This window comes from Paenibacillus abyssi (assembly GCF_014640295.1).
Lineage (GTDB): Bacteria > Bacillota > Bacilli > Paenibacillales > Paenibacillaceae > Paenibacillus_D > Paenibacillus_D abyssi.
The window spans coordinates 131,891-149,934 of record NZ_BMGR01000002.1; the positions used below are offsets into that span (position 1 = coordinate 131,891).

Consider the following 18,044-nt stretch of genomic DNA (forward strand, 5'->3'; position numbering starts at 1 on the left):
TCGCTGCTCGTATATTACCCTGTTTCGGCAGCTATTAAACAATCCCGATTAAGTTTTGAAAGGAAACCTGTTAAAATAAAAACCCGCCCGGGAGAGTTGATCCCAGGGCGGGTTTCATTTTATGATTGACGTTGTTTGACATCCAGACGATTCATCGCGCGCTGCAATGACATCTCTGCCCGTCGGAAGTCAATTTCATCACGCTTTGCGTTCAGACGCTGTTCCGCACGCTCTTTCGCAGATTGAGCACGTTCGACATTAATATCCGCAGGAAGCTCAGCGCTTTCCGCGAGGATGACAACCTTGTCTTTGCGCACTTCGATGAAACCGCCGTTTACGGCTATAACCTCTTGGCGCTTGTCTTTCTTAATGACAACCGGTGCGATTCGGAGCGGAGTAACAAGCGGAATATGATTCGGCATAATGCCGAGCTCGCCCTCAATGCCCTTCACAATCACCATATCAACATCCTGTGCGTATACTTTACGCTCAGGCGTAACGATTTCTAATAAAAAGGTGCTCATGTGAAACCCTCCTGCCTTTCGCCTTACAGCGTTTTGGCTTTCTCCACGGCCTCTTCAATCGTGCCGACATACATGAATGCCGCTTCCGGCAGTTCATCATGTTTGCCATCGAGGATCTCTTTGAAGCTGCGGACCGTTTCTTTAACCGGAACATATTTGCCCGAAATCCCGGTGAATTGTTCCGCAACGTGGAACGGCTGGGACAGGAAGCGTTGAATTTTCCGTGCTCTGGAAACAGTCAACTTATCTTCCTCGGACAACTCATCCATCCCCAGGATGGCGATGATGTCTTGTAATTCTTTGTAGCGTTGAAGAATTCTCTTCACGCCTTGCGCAACCTCGTAATGCTCTTCTCCTACAACTTCAGGAGCAAGAATACGCGAGGAAGATGCAAGTGGATCCACCGCAGGGAAGATACCCATCTCGGAAATTTTACGCTCAAGGTTCGTCGTTGCGTCCAAGTGGGCAAACGTCGTTGCAGGAGCCGGATCCGTATAGTCATCCGCAGGAACATAGATCGCTTGGATCGATGTAACGGAGCCTTTTTTCGTTGAAGTGATGCGCTCTTGCAATTGGCCCATCTCCGTTGCCAGTGTCGGCTGGTAACCTACCGCGGAAGGCATACGGCCCAGAAGGGCGGAAACCTCGGAACCCGCTTGGGTAAAGCGGAAGATGTTATCAACGAACAAAAGCACGTCGCGGCCTTCTTCGTCACGGAAATACTCGGCCATTGTCAAACCGGTCAAGGCAACGCGTTGACGCGCACCTGGCGGCTCGTTCATTTGTCCGAATACCATTGCCGTTTTATCAATAACGCCCGAGTCTTTCATCTCATGGTACAAGTCGTTCCCTTCACGGGTACGCTCCCCAACGCCGGCGAATACGGAAATACCGCCATGCTCTTGCGCGATGTTATTGATCAGCTCTTGGATTGTAACGGTTTTACCTACACCTGCACCGCCAAACAATCCGATTTTACCGCCCTTTGCATACGGTGCAAGAAGGTCGATAACTTTAATGCCTGTTTCAAGAATTTCTGCTTGCGTGGACAGCTCGTCAAAAGCAGGAGCTTGACGGTGAATCGGCAGGTTAACTTCCGATTTTGCCTCGCCTGCATTGTCGATCGGCTCACCCAACACGTTAAATACGCGACCCAGTGTAGGCGCACCTACAGGAATCGTGATCGGAGCACCGGTGTCAACAACTTCAACACCGCGTACAAGACCGTCAGTCGAGCTCATGGCAACGGCGCGCACCATGTTATCTCCCAAGTGCACCGCAACCTCCAGCGTCAGGTTGATGTCTTTACCGCCGCCCTCGCCTTTGTAGTCGATCTTGATGGCATTCAAAATTTCAGGCAAGTGACCGCGTTCAAACTCAACGTCGACAACCGGACCCATGACGGATACAACGCGTCCTTTTTTCATATTTGTCCCTCCTGGTTCCTTCTATATTGTTCCGTTCCTTACGATTGTGCGTTTGCACCCGCAACGATCTCGGAGATCTCCTGCGTGATGGATGCTTGACGCGCACGGTTGTAAGTCAAGGTAAGATCGGAAATCATCTTCGTCGCATTTTTCGTTGCGCTGCCCATGGCTGTCATACGGGCGCCGAATTCACTGGCTTTACCATCGAGCAAAGCACTGTAAATCAACGTTTCCGCATATTTCGGCAGCAGTACCTCGAGCACGCCTTCCGGCGATGGTTCATATTCATAGCTTGCAACCGACTCATCGCCACCCACCTCTTCAAGCGGTAATAACCGCTTCTCGACAGGGATCTGCGTCAGTGCATTAATGAATTCATTGTAGTACAGGTAGAGCTCATCATAAGCGCCTTCTTCGAACTTCTTGACGGCCGTATAAGCAACCGACTTGATGTCCGCAAACGCCGGAGCATCCGGGATACCGGTTACTTCCTCGACGATTGGCATATTACGCTTCCGGAAGTAATCCCGGCCTTTACGTCCAATAACGAACAAAACGTATTCGTCGCTTGATGTATGCTTTTGCTTGATCGTCTGTGTTACTTTACGAAGCACGTTGGCATTGTAACCGCCTGCCAGGCCGCGGTCGGAGGTGATGACCAGATAACCGGTCTTCTTGATCGGACGCGTCTCCAGCATCGGGTGTTTAACGCCCTTGGTACCGGCTGCGATGCTCGCAACGACTTCCTTCAGCTTCTCCGCATAAGGACGAGCCGCCTGCGCTGCTTCCTGAGCTCTTCTCAGCTTTGCAGCCGCGACCATCTCCATCGCTTTGGTGATTTGCTTCGTATTTTGAACGCTTTTGATCTGGCGTTTAATATCGCGCATGCCTTTAGCCATTTGTTTCACCCGCCTTTGTTGCTTGAAGCGGAAAGACCATGCCGAGCCTCTCAAAACAAGACTTGCGCAAAACCGCAGCTCCCTCCGGCCGCTGTTAAACTTGAATTGCTGTTGATTATATCAGTCGGTCGCAATTCAAGTTTAAAGGCGGCACGTAAACTCTTCGGGAGCATCCGTTTCGCTCCAGTCTGCCCGAGGCTCAGGCGTGGGTTAACGCTCCAAAGCCTGGTGTTTGTTGCAGAACAGGGGGAACCCTACCGTCTCTATAACGGGACTGGGTAACCGAAATCTATTAAGCCGTAACAGCGAAGCTGCGTTTGAATTTGTTGATCGCGTCTACGAGCGCTTTCTCGTTGTCAGCAGACAGATCCTTGGTATCGCGAATCGATGCCGGAATTTCCGGTTGGTTGGATTCAAGATAAGCCAGGAACTCTCTTTCAAAGCGCAGGATATCGCCTACAGGAATGTCGTCGAGGTGACCTTTAACCGCTGCGTAAATACTGATAACCTGCTTTTCAACCGGCATAGGCTGGTTGACGCCTTGTTTCAGGATTTCCAATGTACGAGCACCGCGGTTAAGGCGGGCTTGTGTCGATTTATCAAGGTCGGAACCGAACTGCGCGAACGCAGCGAGCTCACGGTATGCCGCAAGGTCAAGACGCAGTGTACCGGCAACCTTTTTCATCGCTTTAATTTGTGCCGCTCCCCCTACCCGGGAGACGGAGATACCAACGTTAACCGCTGGACGCTGACCGGAGTAGAACAGGTCGGATTCCAGGAAGATCTGTCCGTCGGTGATCGAAATTACGTTTGTAGGAATGTAAGCCGAAACGTCGGAAGCTTGCGTCTCGATGAACGGCAGAGCAGTCAAAGAACCGCCGCCCAGCTCATCGTTCAGCTTCGCTGCGCGCTCGAGCAAACGGGAATGCAGATAGAATACGTCACCAGGATAAGCTTCCCGGCCCGGTGGACGGCGGAGCAAGAGCGAAAGCTCGCGGTATGCTGCAGCTTGCTTTGTCAAGTCATCATAGATAACAAGTACGTGCTCGCCTTTATACATGAAATATTCACCCATTGCGCAGCCTGCATATGGAGCCAGGAAGAGCAGCGGAGATGGTTCGGATGCGGATGCCGTTACGACAATCGTGTAGTCCATCGCACCATTACGGCGAAGAGTTTCCACAACGTTGGCAACGGTGGATTGCTTCTGGCCGATGGCGACATAGATACATTTCATGCCACTGCCTTTTTGGTTGATGATCGCATCGATCGCAATCGCTGTTTTACCCGTTTGACGGTCACCGATGATGAGCTCGCGTTGGCCGCGGCCGATCGGTACCATGGCGTCGATCGCTTTGATACCCGTTTGCATCGGCTCATGAACCGATTTGCGGTCTACTACGCCTGGTGCCGGGGATTCAATCGGGCGTGTTTCAGTTGTGTTGATCGGTCCTTTACCATCGAGCGGTTGACCCAGCGAGTTAACGACGCGGCCCAGCAGCGCTTCACCAACCGGCACTTCCATGATGCGGCCCGTACGCTTTACTTGGTCGCCTTCGCGAATCTCGGTGTATGGTCCAAGGATGATCGCGCCGACATTGTTTTCCTCAAGGTTTTGCGCCATACCGACTACGCCGTTGGCGAACTCGAGCAATTCACCGGCCATAACGTTATCAAGGCCGTGAATGCGGGCAATACCGTCACCGACACTAATAACGGTACCAACATCGACGACTTGGATCTCGGATTTATATTGTTCGATCTGTTGCTTAATCAGCGTGCTGATTTCATCAGGTCTGATACTCAATTCGCTCACCCCTATCTATAGTGCTTGTGATTTCAACGATTTTTCTAAACGTGCCAGCTTGCCGGACAGGCTGCCGTCGTACAGGCGGTCGCCGATACGAACTTGAATGCCGCCGAGCAGAGCCGGTTCCACGATCTGTTCAACACGAATCTTCTTGCCGATCATCGCTCCAAAGCGAATGCCGATTTTCTGCATTTCGTCTTCTGGCAATTGCTTGGCGGTGTAGACGATAGCGTCCGCTTGTCCAAGCGCTTCGCCCGCTACTTTCTTGTAAGCACTATATACTTCTCCAATAATGTCGTTTCGGCCGCGAGAGATCAGAAGCTCTATCGTTTGAATGACCATCTCCGATACCTTACCGGAAAGCGCCTGCTTTACAAGGTCGATCTTCTTATCGGTGGAGATATTCGGAGAAACCAAGAACTTGACGATATCCGCGTCGCCTTCCAATGCGCGAACAACGAGCATCAGTTGATCCTCTACGTCAGATACGACATTGTTTTGCTGAGCGAGCTCAAACAGTGCTTTCGCGTATCGTTTTGCAACGAGAGTTTCACGGCTCATGGTTTGCCTCCTACCTCATTAAGGTATTGATCAACCAGTTGCTCTTGTGCTTTTTGATCGATTTGCTTATCAAGAATTTTGGAAGCAATTTTCACAGACAAGCCGCTTACTTCGCTGCGAACTGCAGCCAGCGCTTTGTTCTTTTCTGTTTGGATATCTTGCACCGCTTCTTCCTTCAGGCGGCTGGCTTCGGCTTTTGCGGATTCAATAATAACGTCCGCTTGTTTTGTGCTCGTTGTTTTTGCTTGTTCGATAATTTCATAAGCGTCTTTACGCGCTTGTTGGAGCGCTTGCTTCTGCTCTTCCAAATGCTGCTCCGCTTGCTTACGGTTATTCTCGGCTGAAGAAATTTGCTCTTGAACGAGTTCTCTGCGCTTCTCCATGATGCCGAACAACGGACCAAAAGCGTATTTATTCAAGAGAAAGTACAATAAAACAAACGCGACGATCGCAATGACTGTTGATGTCCATACAAACTCCAATGCTGACACTCCTTTCCGCAAATGGTTTCCAATTAATTAGGGAACGGCAATCATAACGAAGGCGTGGAGGCTCCCGCCTTCCCCGCCTTGAAATGATTCAGTTATACTATTAACCAAAGAAAATCAGGAAACCAAGAACGACACCGATAATCGGCACAACCTCGACGATACCAACACCGATAAACATCGTTGTTTGCAAAGAAGACTTAGCTTCTGGCTGACGAGCGATACCTTCAACTGTTTTACTTACGATCATACCATTACCAAAACCTGCTCCGATTGCACCCAAACCGATAACAATTGCTGCTGCCAATAAATCCATTGATATATCCTCCTTAGGGATCTTTTTTTTGGTTTTAACTTACATTATATGAGAATCCCGATTCCGGTCTATAAAAACCGTGGTTCAGGTTCATACGGGGGTTAATGTCCTTCTTCTTCGTGAACGGTTGCCTGTGAAATATAAACCATGGTGAGTACCGTAAAGAGGAAGGCTTGAATCGCACCGATAAATATACTAAATCCTTGCCAAATCGAGAGTAACGGAAAGCCGATCCATCCGAGCATCAGAATGGTCGCGATCAGTACTTCACCCGCAAAAATGTTCGCGTACAAACGAAGGGCGAGCGTGACCGGTTTCGAAATTTCCTTGATCACGTTAAGCGGGAAGAAAAACCAGTAAGGTTCGAAATAGTGTTTGAGGTAATGCTTTGTGTTCATCATTAACCCAAGGATATGGACAAGCAGGAACACGACTATGGCCAAACCGGCCGTTACGGCAATATCTGCAGTAGGGGATTTCCACCACGCTACGTGAGCGTATCCACCATGCTCTTCTATCGTTTCCTGAGAAATGACAACTACATTGCCCCACTTCAACTCTTCTTTGACGTCCGTTACGATACCAAACGGCAATCCGAGTAAGTTAGAGATGAAAATAAACATGATCAGCGTTGTTCCAAGCGTGATAAACCGCTTTGCCCTGTGCATCGGCATTGTGCTTGCAATTGTGCTGTGCATGAACTCAAGCACCCATTCCATAAAGTTCTGGATCTTGGAAGGATTATGAACAGACAAGTTGCTCACCGCAGCCCTTGCAAGTGCGAACACGAGTATACTTGAAACTAGGATCGCTATAATGGAAGAGAGATCAAAAGGTATTCCTCCGAGCTCAATAATCGGAAATACATGCATCTACATTTTTCACCCCTTTCCATTAGAATGTCTTGCATTGTGTAAGAAGGCTGTTACCAAAATCGCGAACTGCACATAAAAGCTGCCTATCAATGTGGAAGGTAAGTCGAAGTACTCTGGAAATCGTAATGCTACTATAGCCACCAGAAGCACCATTGCTAAGCGACTGCCCATTCCGATGCTTATTCTTCTTGGTCGCTGTTCGGACATCACACGGTCGATGAGTGCAATTCTCCTACGGAGCAAAAGCGCATTCATTAAGCTCGCCATTATGCCGAGAATTAATCCTGCAGCCACCGTTTTGCCTTCTGGAACAACAAACCTCATGACCAGGCAGGCTAATACAACAAAAAGAGCAGATCGCGTTGCACGTCTTATGATTTCATCCATCGGTGTCCTCCAGTACCTTTTTGACAAGCAACACACAGGACAGAATACCGACGGCCAGACCACCGAGTACTCCCAAGACAACCCAGCCTTGCGAACCGCCAAGCCAAGAGCCCAGGAAATAACCCAAGTAAATGCATATTGCGATGTCGAGACCCATTACGCCGACCAGACCGGCCGCACGCCAAGGATTGTCTCCTTTGCCCTTTTGATTCATGGCTCATACCCCTGTCAATCCTCATATATTTTATCGAAGCGACGCAAGGTTTGTCAATTGATATAAATTCAAACATTTAGTGAACTGAAGTCGCAAATCTCTTGATAGATATGGTTTTTAGCAGTTTCAAAACCATACAGTACAACTGTATGCTGTACCCTTTAGCTTCATGCGCCTGTCTGCATGTTAACTATGAACGTTGTGTGAACGGGCTCGGCCTGTCCGCCAACTTGCCAAAATGATGCAAAATCGCCTGTACAATCCGGATCGACGCTTGTCCATCGCCATATGGATTTGCCGCTTTGCTCATCCGCTCATACAGATCCGGATCGGTAAGCAAGGCTCGGGTCCGCTCAAATACACGCTGTTCATCGGTACCGACCAATTCCAGTGTGCCGGCCTTTATCCCTTCCGGTCTTTCCGTTGTATCGCGAAGCACCAGTGTCGGCACCCCGAACGACGGCGCCTCCTCCTGTAATCCTCCCGAATCCGTCAGAATCATATGGGCATGCGGATAAAAGTTATGGAATTCGAACACATCCAGCGGTTCAATCAGCTTGATCCGCGGATGGCTGCCGAGAATTTCATTCGCCGGCTCACGCACGGCCGGATTCGGATGAACCGCGTACACAATCGCAATGTCCTCAAACTCATCGGCGATCCGTTTGACCGCGCGGAAAATATTCCGGTGCGGTTCGCCCAGCGCTTCCCGGCGGTGGGCCGTCATCAGGATGAGGCGCTTTCCTTGCGCCCACTCGATAACCGGATGCGTAAAGGCATCATCCACCGTGTATTGAAACACGTCGGTTGCCGTATTGCCGGTTACATAAATCGCAGATTCCGGCTTGTTCTCTTTGCGCAGATTGTCAGCTGACTGCTCGGTTGGAGCAAAATGAACATCGGAGAGTACACCGGCCAGCTGCCGGTTCATTTCCTCCGGATAAGGCGACATCTTGTTCCACGTGCGCAATCCCGCCTCAACATGCCCGACTTGAATCTGCTGCAGAAATGCCGCATAACTGGCTAGGAATGTCGTCTGCGTATCCCCGTGAACAAGCACGATGTCCGGTTTGGCCTCCCGCAGCACCGGATCAAGACCGTCAATCACTCGAATCGTTGTTTCTGTCAACGTCTGACGGTCTTTCATTACATTAAGGTCATAGTCCGGCTTGATCTTGAAGAATTCCAGCACCTGGTCGAGCATTTGCCGGTGCTGTGCAGTAACGCAAACGATGGATTCGATGTCGTCCGCGTGCTTTTGCAGTTCTAATACCAACGGTGCCATCTTGACGGCTTCGGGGCGAGTCCCGAAGATCGTCATCACTTTCAGTTTGGACAAAAGGGTTCACTCCTATCAAGCTTTAACGATATTATTCGAATGATTTACCTGAAAATCATGGATGCGACGGCACTACTTTGTGCCAAACATCCGGTCACCGGCATCTCCCAAACCAGGAATGATATAACCGTGATCATCCAGATGCTGATCCACTGCCGCAACATGAATATCCACGTCAGGATGTGCATCCTGCACGGCTTTGATGCCTTCAGGGGCAGCGATCAAGCACATTAATTTAAGGTGAAAGCAGCCGCGCTTCTTAAGCGCTTCGATCGCAGCATTTGCCGAACCGCCGGTTGCCAGCATCGGATCGATCACAATCAGTGTCCGCGAAACGGCGTCAGTCGGCAAATTAATATAATATTCGACAGGTTGAAGCGTCTGTGGATCGCGGAATAAACCAATGTGTCCTACTTTTGCGGAAGGGATCAGCTTAAGAATCCCGTCCACCATGCCAAGGCCGGCACGAAGAATAGGAACAAGGCCCAACATCCGGCCGGAAACAACCCGTGCCTCCGCTTCGGCGACCGGCGTGTGTACGGTAATCGTTTCCAGTGGAATATCGCGTGTAATCTCATAGGCCATCAAAGTAGCCACTTCGTCGACCAATTCTCGGAAATCCTTCGTATTCGTATTCTTGTCCCGAATAAATGTAAGTTTATGCTGAATTAACGGGTGGTCACATATAAACAATTTGCTCATGTCGAGTCTTTTCCTCCTAGCACCTACAAACCTAAAGTTGCATAACCCTGTACATTATACCATTGTCTTTTGAGCTCTGCACAGTATGTTTCAATTCACATTCAAAATCGGAAAACGGAGGCCAAAATTGTCAAGGAAATGCTCTATGAACTGCAGCCGCCGCCCGAACAGCCGGAGGAACCGCCATCACTATCCCCGCCATTGCCGCTTTCCGAATCCTGCCGGCCTCCGCTGCATGCATAGCCGGAAGAACCGCCGCCATCCTGCCTTTGCTGTTCTCTTTCCATTGTTTGCATATATTCATAATATGATGCATGATCTTCCGGAGCATAGGAAAGGGAAGCGAATATCATCGCTGCGCCAAACATGCCTGCCACGGCCGGATCATGCCGTTCCCTCTCGGGACGCTCTCTGCGTTCCATATGTGCCTGTGCCGCAATAACCTGGCTTTGGGCCCGTTCGATTAAATACTCAACCGCAGCAGCCATGTCAGGAAACGCCGATGCAGCAGCCATGTTAAACCGCTCAGCCTGTATCTCCCTTTTATCTGCCCGCCCAAGCTTCTCCAGCATCGTTTTGGACAGTGGATACCGGTAAAACGATCCCCATATTGAGCTGCTCGCCGGCACCGGTTCAAACAGCTCGCTATAGACCCAATCAAACCAAGCCCGCTCATCTTTGTCCTTTTCCGGCTGGGCAGCCTGCAACGGCTGGGCGGCATGCGGCGCATGATGGATCATCGACCCGCAAAACCGCTCGCAAAATTGCTTGTACTCCCGCGTGAACATCAGCATCTCATGCCAAATGTCATCGACCATGGAGCTGTACATATTAACTTTGCGCATCAATGCGCTCAACAGAAAAAATCGTTTCAGCTCGAACCACAGCCAATCCCACTCCCGGTCCTTCATCTGCGGGTGTGTTCTCAATATCCGTTCCATGACCCGGTTCTCAAGATCGGCACCGCGCAATGCAGACTCAAGCCGGACAGCTGCCGGGTAAGCCGGATGGCCGGTTCGTATGCCAAGCATTTCCGGAGGTTTCTGGCGCGGCAAGCCCAGTCCCTTGTTATTCAATGATTTTCTTCCATAACGTGACAAAATAATCAAGGTTACAACAATAATGATTGCAATAACGAGGAATTCCAACATTTTTCATCCCTCCTGTGCGGCAGCGCTTAAAGTTTATACCATCACTTTATCACATCGCCCGTTAACCCGCACCCAAAAAAAGGGACGCCTGCCAGCGGCAGCGTCCCTTGATTTACAAAAGATTAGTAAGTCATTCCAGGGTAGAGCGGGTATTGGGCAGTCAGGTCACGCACCATGCCTTCGGCTTTGGCCAGCACTGCCTCGTCCTTCGGATTTTTCAGCGTCAGCGCGATCACTTGCGCGATCGTTTTCATCGCAGCCGCATCCATTCCGCGGGAGGTGGCAGCAGGGGTACCGATCCGAATGCCGCTCGTTACAAACGGGCTGGTTGGATCGAATGGAATCGCGTTTTTGTTGACTGTAATGCCCACTTGGTCCAAAACATGCTCGGCTTCTTTGCCGGTAATGTTCAGGTTGCGCGTATCAACGAGCATCAAGTGATTGTCGGTGCCGCCGGATACCAAGTTAAGACCTTCAGCAACCAAAGCGTCAGCAAGCGTCTTGGCGTTGTCCACAACATTCTGGGCATACGTTTTGAAGCTTGGCTGCAGCGCTTCGCCGAATGCTACGGCTTTGGCAGCGATAATATGCATCAGCGGGCCGCCTTGGGAACCAGGGAATACTGCTTTGTCGATCGCTTGCGCCCATGGCTTGCGGCACAGGATCATCCCGCCGCGCGGTCCGCGAAGCGTCTTATGCGTGGTTGTCGTCACAAAGTGAGCATGCGGCACTGGGCTCGGATGCAAGCCGGCAGCGACCAGGCCCGCGATGTGAGCCATATCGACCATGAACAATGCGCCTACGTCATTGGCGATTTGTCCCAGCTTTTCAAAATCGATAATGCGCGGATAAGCGCTCGCTCCAGCAACAATCATGCGGGGGCGATGCTTGAAAGCGGCTTTGCGCACTTCTTCATAATCAATGGTGAAGGTATCTTCGTCAACGCCGTAAGCGACGAAGTTATAGAGCAAGCCGGAAGCGTTGACCGGGCTGCCGTGCGTCAGGTGGCCGCCGTGCGCCAGGTTCATGCCAAGAACAGTGTCTCCAGGCTGCAGCGCCGCCAAATAAACAGCCATGTTGGCTTGAGCGCCCGAATGCGGCTGTACGTTCGCATGCTCTGCGCCGAACAATTCTTTGGCGCGGTTGCGGGCGATATCTTCGGCGATGTCTACATGCTCACAGCCGCCATAGTAACGTTTGCCCGGATAACCTTCAGCATATTTGTTCGTCAGCACCGTACCCATTGCCTCAAGCACCGCTTCACTGACAATGTTCTCGGAAGCGATCAGTTCGATGTTGTCGCGTTGGCGCTGCAGCTCAAGGCCAAGCGCTTTAACCAATTCAGGATCCTGTTTGCGTAAGTTTTCCATTTTCTAGTATCCTCCTAACCACTCTGTCCATTGCCTATTGGATGTGAACAGACGCAGCATAATAATATAGTAGTTACCTTCAACCATCATCAGCTAAAACCTGCAATTATTCGCATGTGCTGCCAGGGCTTTCCGGATTCGAAGCAACGGCCGGCAATTCCGGATCCAGCGTATACACCGCCCGTGCGCCGCCAATCAGCTTCGGCCGCGTAACAGCCATCGTGACATGCGCAGCGCCAATCGTTCGAATCGACGGGCGGACAGGCACTGCGACACGGCGCAGATGCATCCCAATCAGCGTATCGCCGATATCGATGCCCGCATGGGCTTGAACCGTCTCCACCAGAGTAGCGGCTTGCAGATTGCGGTATGCATAAGCAGCCATCGAACCGCCTGCCTTCGGCACCGGCACCGCCGCCACTTCCTCCAGCCCGTATCGCTCCATCGCTTCCCGCGTCGTGACCAGCGCCCGGTTCAAGTGCTCGCAGCACTGATAAACCGGGTAAAAGCCCACTTCCCTGCGCACAACCTCCACACCGTCAAAAATGGATCTCGCCGCTTCTAAAGTACCCGATGTGCCTATATGGCGCCCAAGCACCTCGCTCGTGCTTGTGCCGATGACAAGCAGCCTCCCGGCGCCGAGCTTAGCAGCGTCAACCAGCTCTCTTACTACCGTCTCCACCTGGCCGGCAATCAAACGCAAATCGAGTTCACTCATATCATTATCCTCATCACGGGTGAAGGGAAAATTTATCTTCAAGCTGTTTTACTTTGTTCACGCGGCCGACATGCCGTTCGCCGTTCGAGAACGGGGTATCGAGCCAGATGCGGATAATTTCCTCCGCTGCGCCTGGACCGATGACACGCTCGCCCAAGGCGATCACGTTCGTATCGTTATGTTCCCTCGTCGCTTTCGCGGAGAAAAGATCATGTACAAGTGCACAGCGAATGCCAGGCATCTTGTTAGCGGCGATCGACATGCCGATGCCCGTACCGCAAATCAGTATGCCGCGGTCTGCCCGGCCCTCAATGACACGCTCGCATACCGGGATCGCGTAATCAGGGTAATCTACGGATTGCGCGCAATCACAGCCGAAGTCTTCCACTTCGTGGCCAAGCGATTCAATAAAAGGAATAATCACGTCTTTGAGCCGGTAGCCGGCGTGATCCGCACCGATGGCGATCTTCATAAGGTTGAACCTCCTCATTAATTCTGCCAAAGAGCGGACAAGCCATGGCCCTCTGGCACTCCATGTCCCTATTATACCACTTAACCCGCCTAAAAGACGAAAAGAGCATGACGTGTTGTTCACACGCTGCTCTTTGCCCAGGCGACCGGCCGTATGTTCCGATGCTCCACTGTGGTTACCCACTTCCGTCGCCAGTCACATCGGATCCGTCTTTAATGCTTTTATCATAACGGAAATGCCGCTTAAAATCAATCCTTCTTTCATCTACAGCTTGCGCAAAAGCCTGTCTATCGCTTCGGCGATTTCATCGGCCGTCTTTTGATACTGAACCAGTGTGCCGCCGAACGGATCTGCGATATCAAAGCTCGGAATCCGCTGCTCCAGTTCAAACAGGCGGGCACGCTCCGCGTCGGACAGCTGGCCTCCTAAAGCCTGCTTCATGTGCATCTCGGTGTACAAACGCTCCAGCTCCTCGATATCAGACAGCACGGCTTCATCATCAATTACATATTCTTTTAACGTATAAGCTTTCTCCACTGCCTGCGGATAACGCTCCAGCAGATGGCGTTTGTGGCCTGCGGTCATCGTCAGGATCAAATCTGCCCATGCGATCGAGTCAAGGGTCAAAGCGCGCGATGACCCGGAATGATTGATCCGTCTCAGCCGGAGCGTCTCGGTCGCATTCGCGGAAACAGGCAGCCCATCCAATGTCGAGACGCCCGCCGACCTCACTTCAAGCTCAATCCCTTTCAAAAGAGCTTGCTCGCGAAGCAAAGCCTCCGCCATCGGACTGCGGCAGGTGTTGCCGGTGCAGACGAATAAAATCCGTTTCTTCACGCTGCACAACTCCTTTCTAAATTGCAATGGTCTACATTCTCTTAACAAACCTATTATAATAAAAACATCAGTCCAAAAGCGAACAAAATGACTCCGCCGCACGCTTCGCCATATTCCCCCATATTTCGCCCGACCCGGCGGCCAAGCAGCAGGCCCAGAATGGACATCATGCCGCCAAACAAACCGAACATCAGCACAGTGAGCACAAGATCGACGGAGAACATGCCCAGCGATACCCCAACGGAGAAGGAATCGATACTTACACTCAACGCAAAAAGGAGGAGGCCCCCTGCGCTCCGATGGTCAATCGAATGGCCTTCCCCCCCGCGCAGCGAGCTGTAAACCATATGGGCGCCGAGCAGCAGCAGCAGCGCTCCGGCCGCCGATGTGGCAACATTGCCAAGCAGCGAACTCATATAGTGTCCGGCAAAAATGCCCATGAGCGGCATAAGAATATGAAAGAGCGCAATAATTGAGCTGAGCTTGAGAATGTCCCGCAGCCGTATGCCTTTCAGTCCGATTCCCACTCCGAGCGAGAAGGCGTCCATGCCAACGGCGATTGCCATGACGAGGATCGTAATCAGTTGGCCTGCATGAACGGAAGCTTCGATCATTATCCATCTCCCCCAAGTCCCATCAATTCTCTATTGATGATATGCGGACGAGTAGGGAAACATGACCAAGCCATTGGCCATACCTGGCAGTTACTCCGACTTTGCGCGGACTGTGCGGTGCCGGTGCATAAGTGACAGCAGCAGAATCGTTAAAGCAATACAGGCGATCCAAAATAGCAGCAGCACAAGTGAATCGTCGATCAGACTCACATAATCCCCCGTCGTCAAAATCGACCGGAAGCCTTCTACGGTGTAGGAGATCGGAAGAAAAGCATGCAAGCCCTGCAGCGCTTCGGGAATAAGCTCCACAGGAAAAGTGCCGGAGGTTGCCGTTAATTGCATCACAAGCAAAATAATACAGATGAACCGGCCTACATTATCCGCAGCGGTGACAAATAATTGCACGATGGACATGAATACCAAGCTGCTGAAAAAGCTAAACCAGGCAAAATCAGCGATCCGGATCGGCTCCAAACCAATGACGAAAATTAATACTGCGCTGAGCAGTAGCGATTGGCCTAAAGAAATGAACGCCAGCACTCCGAATTTGGAAAGAAACCACATCCGCCCGGAAGGCGGAATCCCATAGGTATCCCGCATCGGAAAAATGGTGCTGATCAGCAGCGCCCCTACAAATAAGCTGACCGACACGAAAAACGGCGCCATGCCGGTTCCGTAATTCGGCAGCGGATTCAGCGACTCCTCACGGAGTCGCAGCGGGTTCGCCATCATTTCATATAACGGCTGCGAGGCATGGATATTCTCCAGCTTCCCGGCGCCTTCCGCCAGAGCATTGCTCAGCTCCCCGCTGCCCGTTACCAAGTCCCGTTCCCCGGCAGCCAGCCTTTGCAAGCCGCCTTCAAGGTCGTTCCAGCTCCGGGACAGCCGATGCGTGCCTTCAGCGACGGAGGATATGCCCTTGTCCAGCTGCGCTGCGCCAGCAGAGAACTCGTTCAGCTTCCCGTTAAATTGCTGTGCGCCTTGCGCAAGCTGCTGCTGCTTGGTTCCAATCTCCTTAATTCCCGCATCCAGATCCTTCATGGAATCTTGAATTTTGACCATGCCTTCCGAGACCTGGCCAATAATCGCAGAAATCTGAACCCAGCTTGGATCCTCTTTAAAATTAAAATCAGGATGCTGTTTCATAAAGGATGCGATCGCGCCGTCCAATTTCTCCGAGCCTCCGACGATCCCGTCAAGCCCTTGGACGAGCTGGCCGCTGCCGGCTTGAACTGCGGTGTATCCCTCGTCCAGTCTGGCCAAGCCGCCGGCGATTTCAGCCGATGCTTCATCCAGCTTTGCAGCGCCTGAAGACAGCTGACCTGAAGCCCGGCTCAGCTTGGCTGCCCCGCGGTCAAGCTGCTGAACCGACGGTGCGCCATTTTTAACCGAAGAGACGATCTTATCCGTACCGGACGCCGCTTCCTTAAGCCCGTTGTGAAGCTCCGCGGAGCCGTCGCTTGCCTCTTGCAGCCCGCTTCGCAGATCCATGAGATCGGCAAATACCGCTTCGGTATACTGCTCGGTCAAGTTTTGCGCAAGCTGCTGCCGGATTTTTTCCACACCGGTCTGGCTGATTCGCGCCACGGAAAAGTTCAAGCCTTCATTTAACTGGATTGTAAGCTGCAGCGGGGTCGGCTGATTCGCAGTCAAGGTCGTCGCGTTCCGGGAAAAATCGCGCGGAATCAGAATTTCAAAATAATACGCATTGTTCCGAAAGCCCCGGTCCGCCTCTTCCCTGCTGACGAAGTGCCAGTCAAACTTGCGGTCCTTCTGCAGCTCCTCCACCAAGTCATTCCCGATCTCATACGTTTTCCCCTCATAAGTAACGGGCGCATCTTCGTTCACAACGGCCACAGGCAAATTCTCCAGGTGGGCATAAGGATCCCAGAACGCCCACAAGTAGGTCCCGCTGTACAGCACAGGAATAAACAAAATTCCCAGCAGCGGGATAAAAGCTTTAGGTGAATGGAGAATCGCTCTCCACTCCGTTATGACCCATAAGACGCTCTTCTTCATTGCAAGCTCTCCTCACATGTAACGGATGCTATCATTATTGCTCTAGTATCCGAAATCATGTAAAAAGTATGCATTGGAATCGGCTTTTACCGGACCTGGGCCGATGCAGTCTGAACGCGCACAACCCGGGTCAAACGCGAATGAACCGGTGGCCGGCCGCTTTGCTCAGCCGGTTCATCAGTGCATGGCCGATGCCCTCCTGCGGGCAGGCTTCGGCCCAGATGGCCTGCACACCGTGCGTGTCAAATTCGCGAAGCGCTGCGTACAGCCCTTGCGCTGCGCTTTCCAACCGGGTCAGACTGCCGCTGGCAAGGACGACGTCGGCACGGTAGTAAGGGGCATGCTCCGTGTACGTAAGCACGCCGGTCTTCTCGCCGCGCCGCTGCGCAGCGTCGACCTCGTCCTGGATGCGCGCGCGCACTGCCGCGGGCTCGCCGATCACCAGCTGCATCGCCCCCTGCGGGGCGTAATGCGCGTATTTCATGCCGGGCGAGCGCGGAGCCGATGCTTCTTGGCCTGCGGGCGATCCCGATTTGTCCGCGGCTGCCTGCTCAACGGATTCAACTGTGCTGTCCGGCGTGACCGGCACAACCTCCCGCAGCGCCTCCAAAGCGATGCCGCCCGGACGAAGAATGCGGACAGCTTCGCCATCCTCCGTTATTTCAACTACCGTTGATTCCAGGCCTACGCCGGTCGGCCCGCTGTCGACCAGCCCGTCGATCCTGCCGGCCAGATCCTCTTCGACATGCGCTGCACGGGTCGGACTCGGGCGTCCCGACCGATTGGCGCTTGGCGCCGCGATGGGACAGCCCGACACTGCAATCAAGCGCAGCGCAGTAACATGGTCAGGCATCCGTACCGCTACTGTATCGAGCCCGGCCGTCACCCGCGGCGATACCGCACCTTCCCGGGCAGGCAGCACAATCGTCAGCGGCCCGGGCCAGAAGCGCAGCATCAACCGCTTCGCAACCTCGCCATACGGCAGTACGATTTGCTCCAGCTGCTCCATCTCAGCAATATGTACAATCAATGGATTATCCGAGGGCCTTCCCTTGGCCTGGAAGATCCGCTCCACCGCACCGGTGTCCCGGGCATCTGCCCCAAGCCCGTATACGGTCTCCGTAGGGAAGGCGACGATGCCGCCATTTTGCAGTACAACAGCCGCTTCCCCAATGGCAGTTACCGCCTCTTCCGCTCCAGCAGCCAGCTCCGCTTTTTCAACGGCCCATATTTTCATATTCCTATCGTTCATCACACGCTTCAATCCTTACCACCGAATAGAATTCTATCGTTAATGCGATCCATTATAGCATATCCATCT

The 18,044-nt window shown here is 52.3% G+C and carries 20 protein-coding genes and 1 riboswitch; all 20 genes read right to left on the reverse strand.

The window, feature by feature from the left end; genetic code table 11:
- Positions 1-119: 119 nt before the first annotated feature.
- Entirely contained in the window at positions 120-524 is a 405-nt protein-coding gene (locus IEW11_RS03210) for a F0F1 ATP synthase subunit epsilon (RefSeq protein ID WP_188528976.1), read from the reverse strand.
- A gap of 23 nt (positions 525-547) precedes the next feature.
- Positions 548-1,951, reverse strand: a complete 1,404-nt coding sequence (gene atpD, locus IEW11_RS03215; protein ID WP_188528978.1) for a F0F1 ATP synthase subunit beta — start codon at positions 1,949-1,951, stop codon at positions 548-550.
- A 38-nt stretch (positions 1,952-1,989) separates the two neighbouring features.
- A complete protein-coding gene (gene atpG, locus IEW11_RS03220) occupies positions 1,990-2,850 on the reverse strand; it encodes an ATP synthase F1 subunit gamma (protein ID WP_188528980.1) in 861 nt (286 codons plus the stop codon).
- Positions 2,851-3,142: 292 nt separating this feature from the next.
- A complete protein-coding gene (atpA, locus tag IEW11_RS03225; RefSeq protein ID WP_188528981.1) occupies positions 3,143-4,657 on the reverse strand; it encodes a F0F1 ATP synthase subunit alpha in 1,515 nt (504 codons plus the stop codon).
- Between the two features lie 15 nt (positions 4,658-4,672).
- Positions 4,673-5,221 (reverse strand): F0F1 ATP synthase subunit delta, encoded by a 549-nt coding sequence (locus IEW11_RS03230; protein ID WP_188528982.1) that lies wholly within the window; start codon positions 5,219-5,221, stop codon positions 4,673-4,675.
- Positions 5,218-5,703: a F0F1 ATP synthase subunit B gene (gene atpF, locus IEW11_RS03235; protein WP_188528983.1), complete on the reverse strand. Its 486-nt coding sequence runs from the start codon at positions 5,701-5,703 to the stop codon at positions 5,218-5,220. Before atpF ends, IEW11_RS03230 begins: the two co-directional genes overlap by 4 nt.
- A 109-nt stretch (positions 5,704-5,812) precedes the next feature.
- On the reverse strand, positions 5,813-6,025 hold the full coding sequence (atpE, locus tag IEW11_RS03240) for a F0F1 ATP synthase subunit C (protein ID WP_308422690.1): 213 nt from the start codon (positions 6,023-6,025) through the stop codon (positions 5,813-5,815).
- Positions 6,026-6,126: 101 nt separating this feature from the next.
- Positions 6,127-6,897, reverse strand: coding sequence for a F0F1 ATP synthase subunit A (gene atpB, locus IEW11_RS03245; protein WP_188528984.1), 771 nt, complete (start codon positions 6,895-6,897; stop codon positions 6,127-6,129).
- A gap of 9 nt (positions 6,898-6,906) precedes the next feature.
- On the reverse strand, positions 6,907-7,287 hold the full coding sequence (locus tag IEW11_RS03250) for an ATP synthase subunit I (RefSeq protein WP_188528985.1): 381 nt from the start codon (positions 7,285-7,287) through the stop codon (positions 6,907-6,909).
- Entirely contained in the window at positions 7,280-7,501 is a 222-nt protein-coding gene (locus IEW11_RS03255; protein WP_188528986.1) for a hypothetical protein, read from the reverse strand. Before IEW11_RS03255 ends, IEW11_RS03250 begins: the two co-directional genes overlap by 8 nt.
- Positions 7,502-7,691: 190 nt before the next feature.
- On the reverse strand, positions 7,692-8,840 hold the full coding sequence (gene wecB / locus IEW11_RS03260) for a non-hydrolyzing UDP-N-acetylglucosamine 2-epimerase (protein WP_308422691.1): 1,149 nt from the start codon (positions 8,838-8,840) through the stop codon (positions 7,692-7,694).
- 72 nt (positions 8,841-8,912) lie between these two features.
- Positions 8,913-9,542 (reverse strand): uracil phosphoribosyltransferase, encoded by a 630-nt coding sequence (upp, locus tag IEW11_RS03265; RefSeq protein WP_188528988.1) that lies wholly within the window; start codon positions 9,540-9,542, stop codon positions 8,913-8,915.
- A 143-nt stretch (positions 9,543-9,685) separates the two neighbouring features.
- Entirely contained in the window at positions 9,686-10,693 is a 1,008-nt protein-coding gene (locus IEW11_RS03270; RefSeq protein ID WP_188528990.1) for a UCP032817 domain-containing protein, read from the reverse strand.
- A 122-nt stretch (positions 10,694-10,815) separates the two neighbouring features.
- Positions 10,816-12,063 (reverse strand): serine hydroxymethyltransferase, encoded by a 1,248-nt coding sequence (gene glyA, locus IEW11_RS03275; protein ID WP_188528992.1) that lies wholly within the window; start codon positions 12,061-12,063, stop codon positions 10,816-10,818.
- 106 nt (positions 12,064-12,169) lie between these two features.
- Positions 12,170-12,781, reverse strand: a complete 612-nt coding sequence (locus tag IEW11_RS03280) for a TIGR01440 family protein (RefSeq protein WP_188528994.1) — start codon at positions 12,779-12,781, stop codon at positions 12,170-12,172.
- Positions 12,782-12,794: 13 nt separating this feature from the next.
- A complete protein-coding gene (rpiB, locus tag IEW11_RS03285; RefSeq protein ID WP_188528996.1) occupies positions 12,795-13,253 on the reverse strand; it encodes a ribose 5-phosphate isomerase B in 459 nt (152 codons plus the stop codon).
- A gap of 128 nt (positions 13,254-13,381) precedes the next feature.
- Positions 13,382-13,462: riboswitch (ZMP/ZTP riboswitch) on the reverse strand.
- A gap of 55 nt (positions 13,463-13,517) precedes the next feature.
- On the reverse strand, positions 13,518-14,090 hold the full coding sequence (locus tag IEW11_RS03290; protein ID WP_268237356.1) for a low molecular weight protein arginine phosphatase: 573 nt from the start codon (positions 14,088-14,090) through the stop codon (positions 13,518-13,520).
- A 53-nt stretch (positions 14,091-14,143) separates the two neighbouring features.
- A complete protein-coding gene (locus IEW11_RS03295) occupies positions 14,144-14,704 on the reverse strand; it encodes a manganese efflux pump MntP (protein WP_188528998.1) in 561 nt (186 codons plus the stop codon).
- 90 nt (positions 14,705-14,794) lie between these two features.
- Entirely contained in the window at positions 14,795-16,723 is a 1,929-nt protein-coding gene (locus tag IEW11_RS03300) for a YhgE/Pip family protein (RefSeq protein ID WP_188529000.1), read from the reverse strand.
- Between the two features lie 130 nt (positions 16,724-16,853).
- Positions 16,854-17,975 (reverse strand): L-threonylcarbamoyladenylate synthase, encoded by a 1,122-nt coding sequence (locus tag IEW11_RS03305; protein WP_188529002.1) that lies wholly within the window; start codon positions 17,973-17,975, stop codon positions 16,854-16,856.
- Between the last annotated feature and the right edge of the window lie 69 nt (positions 17,976-18,044).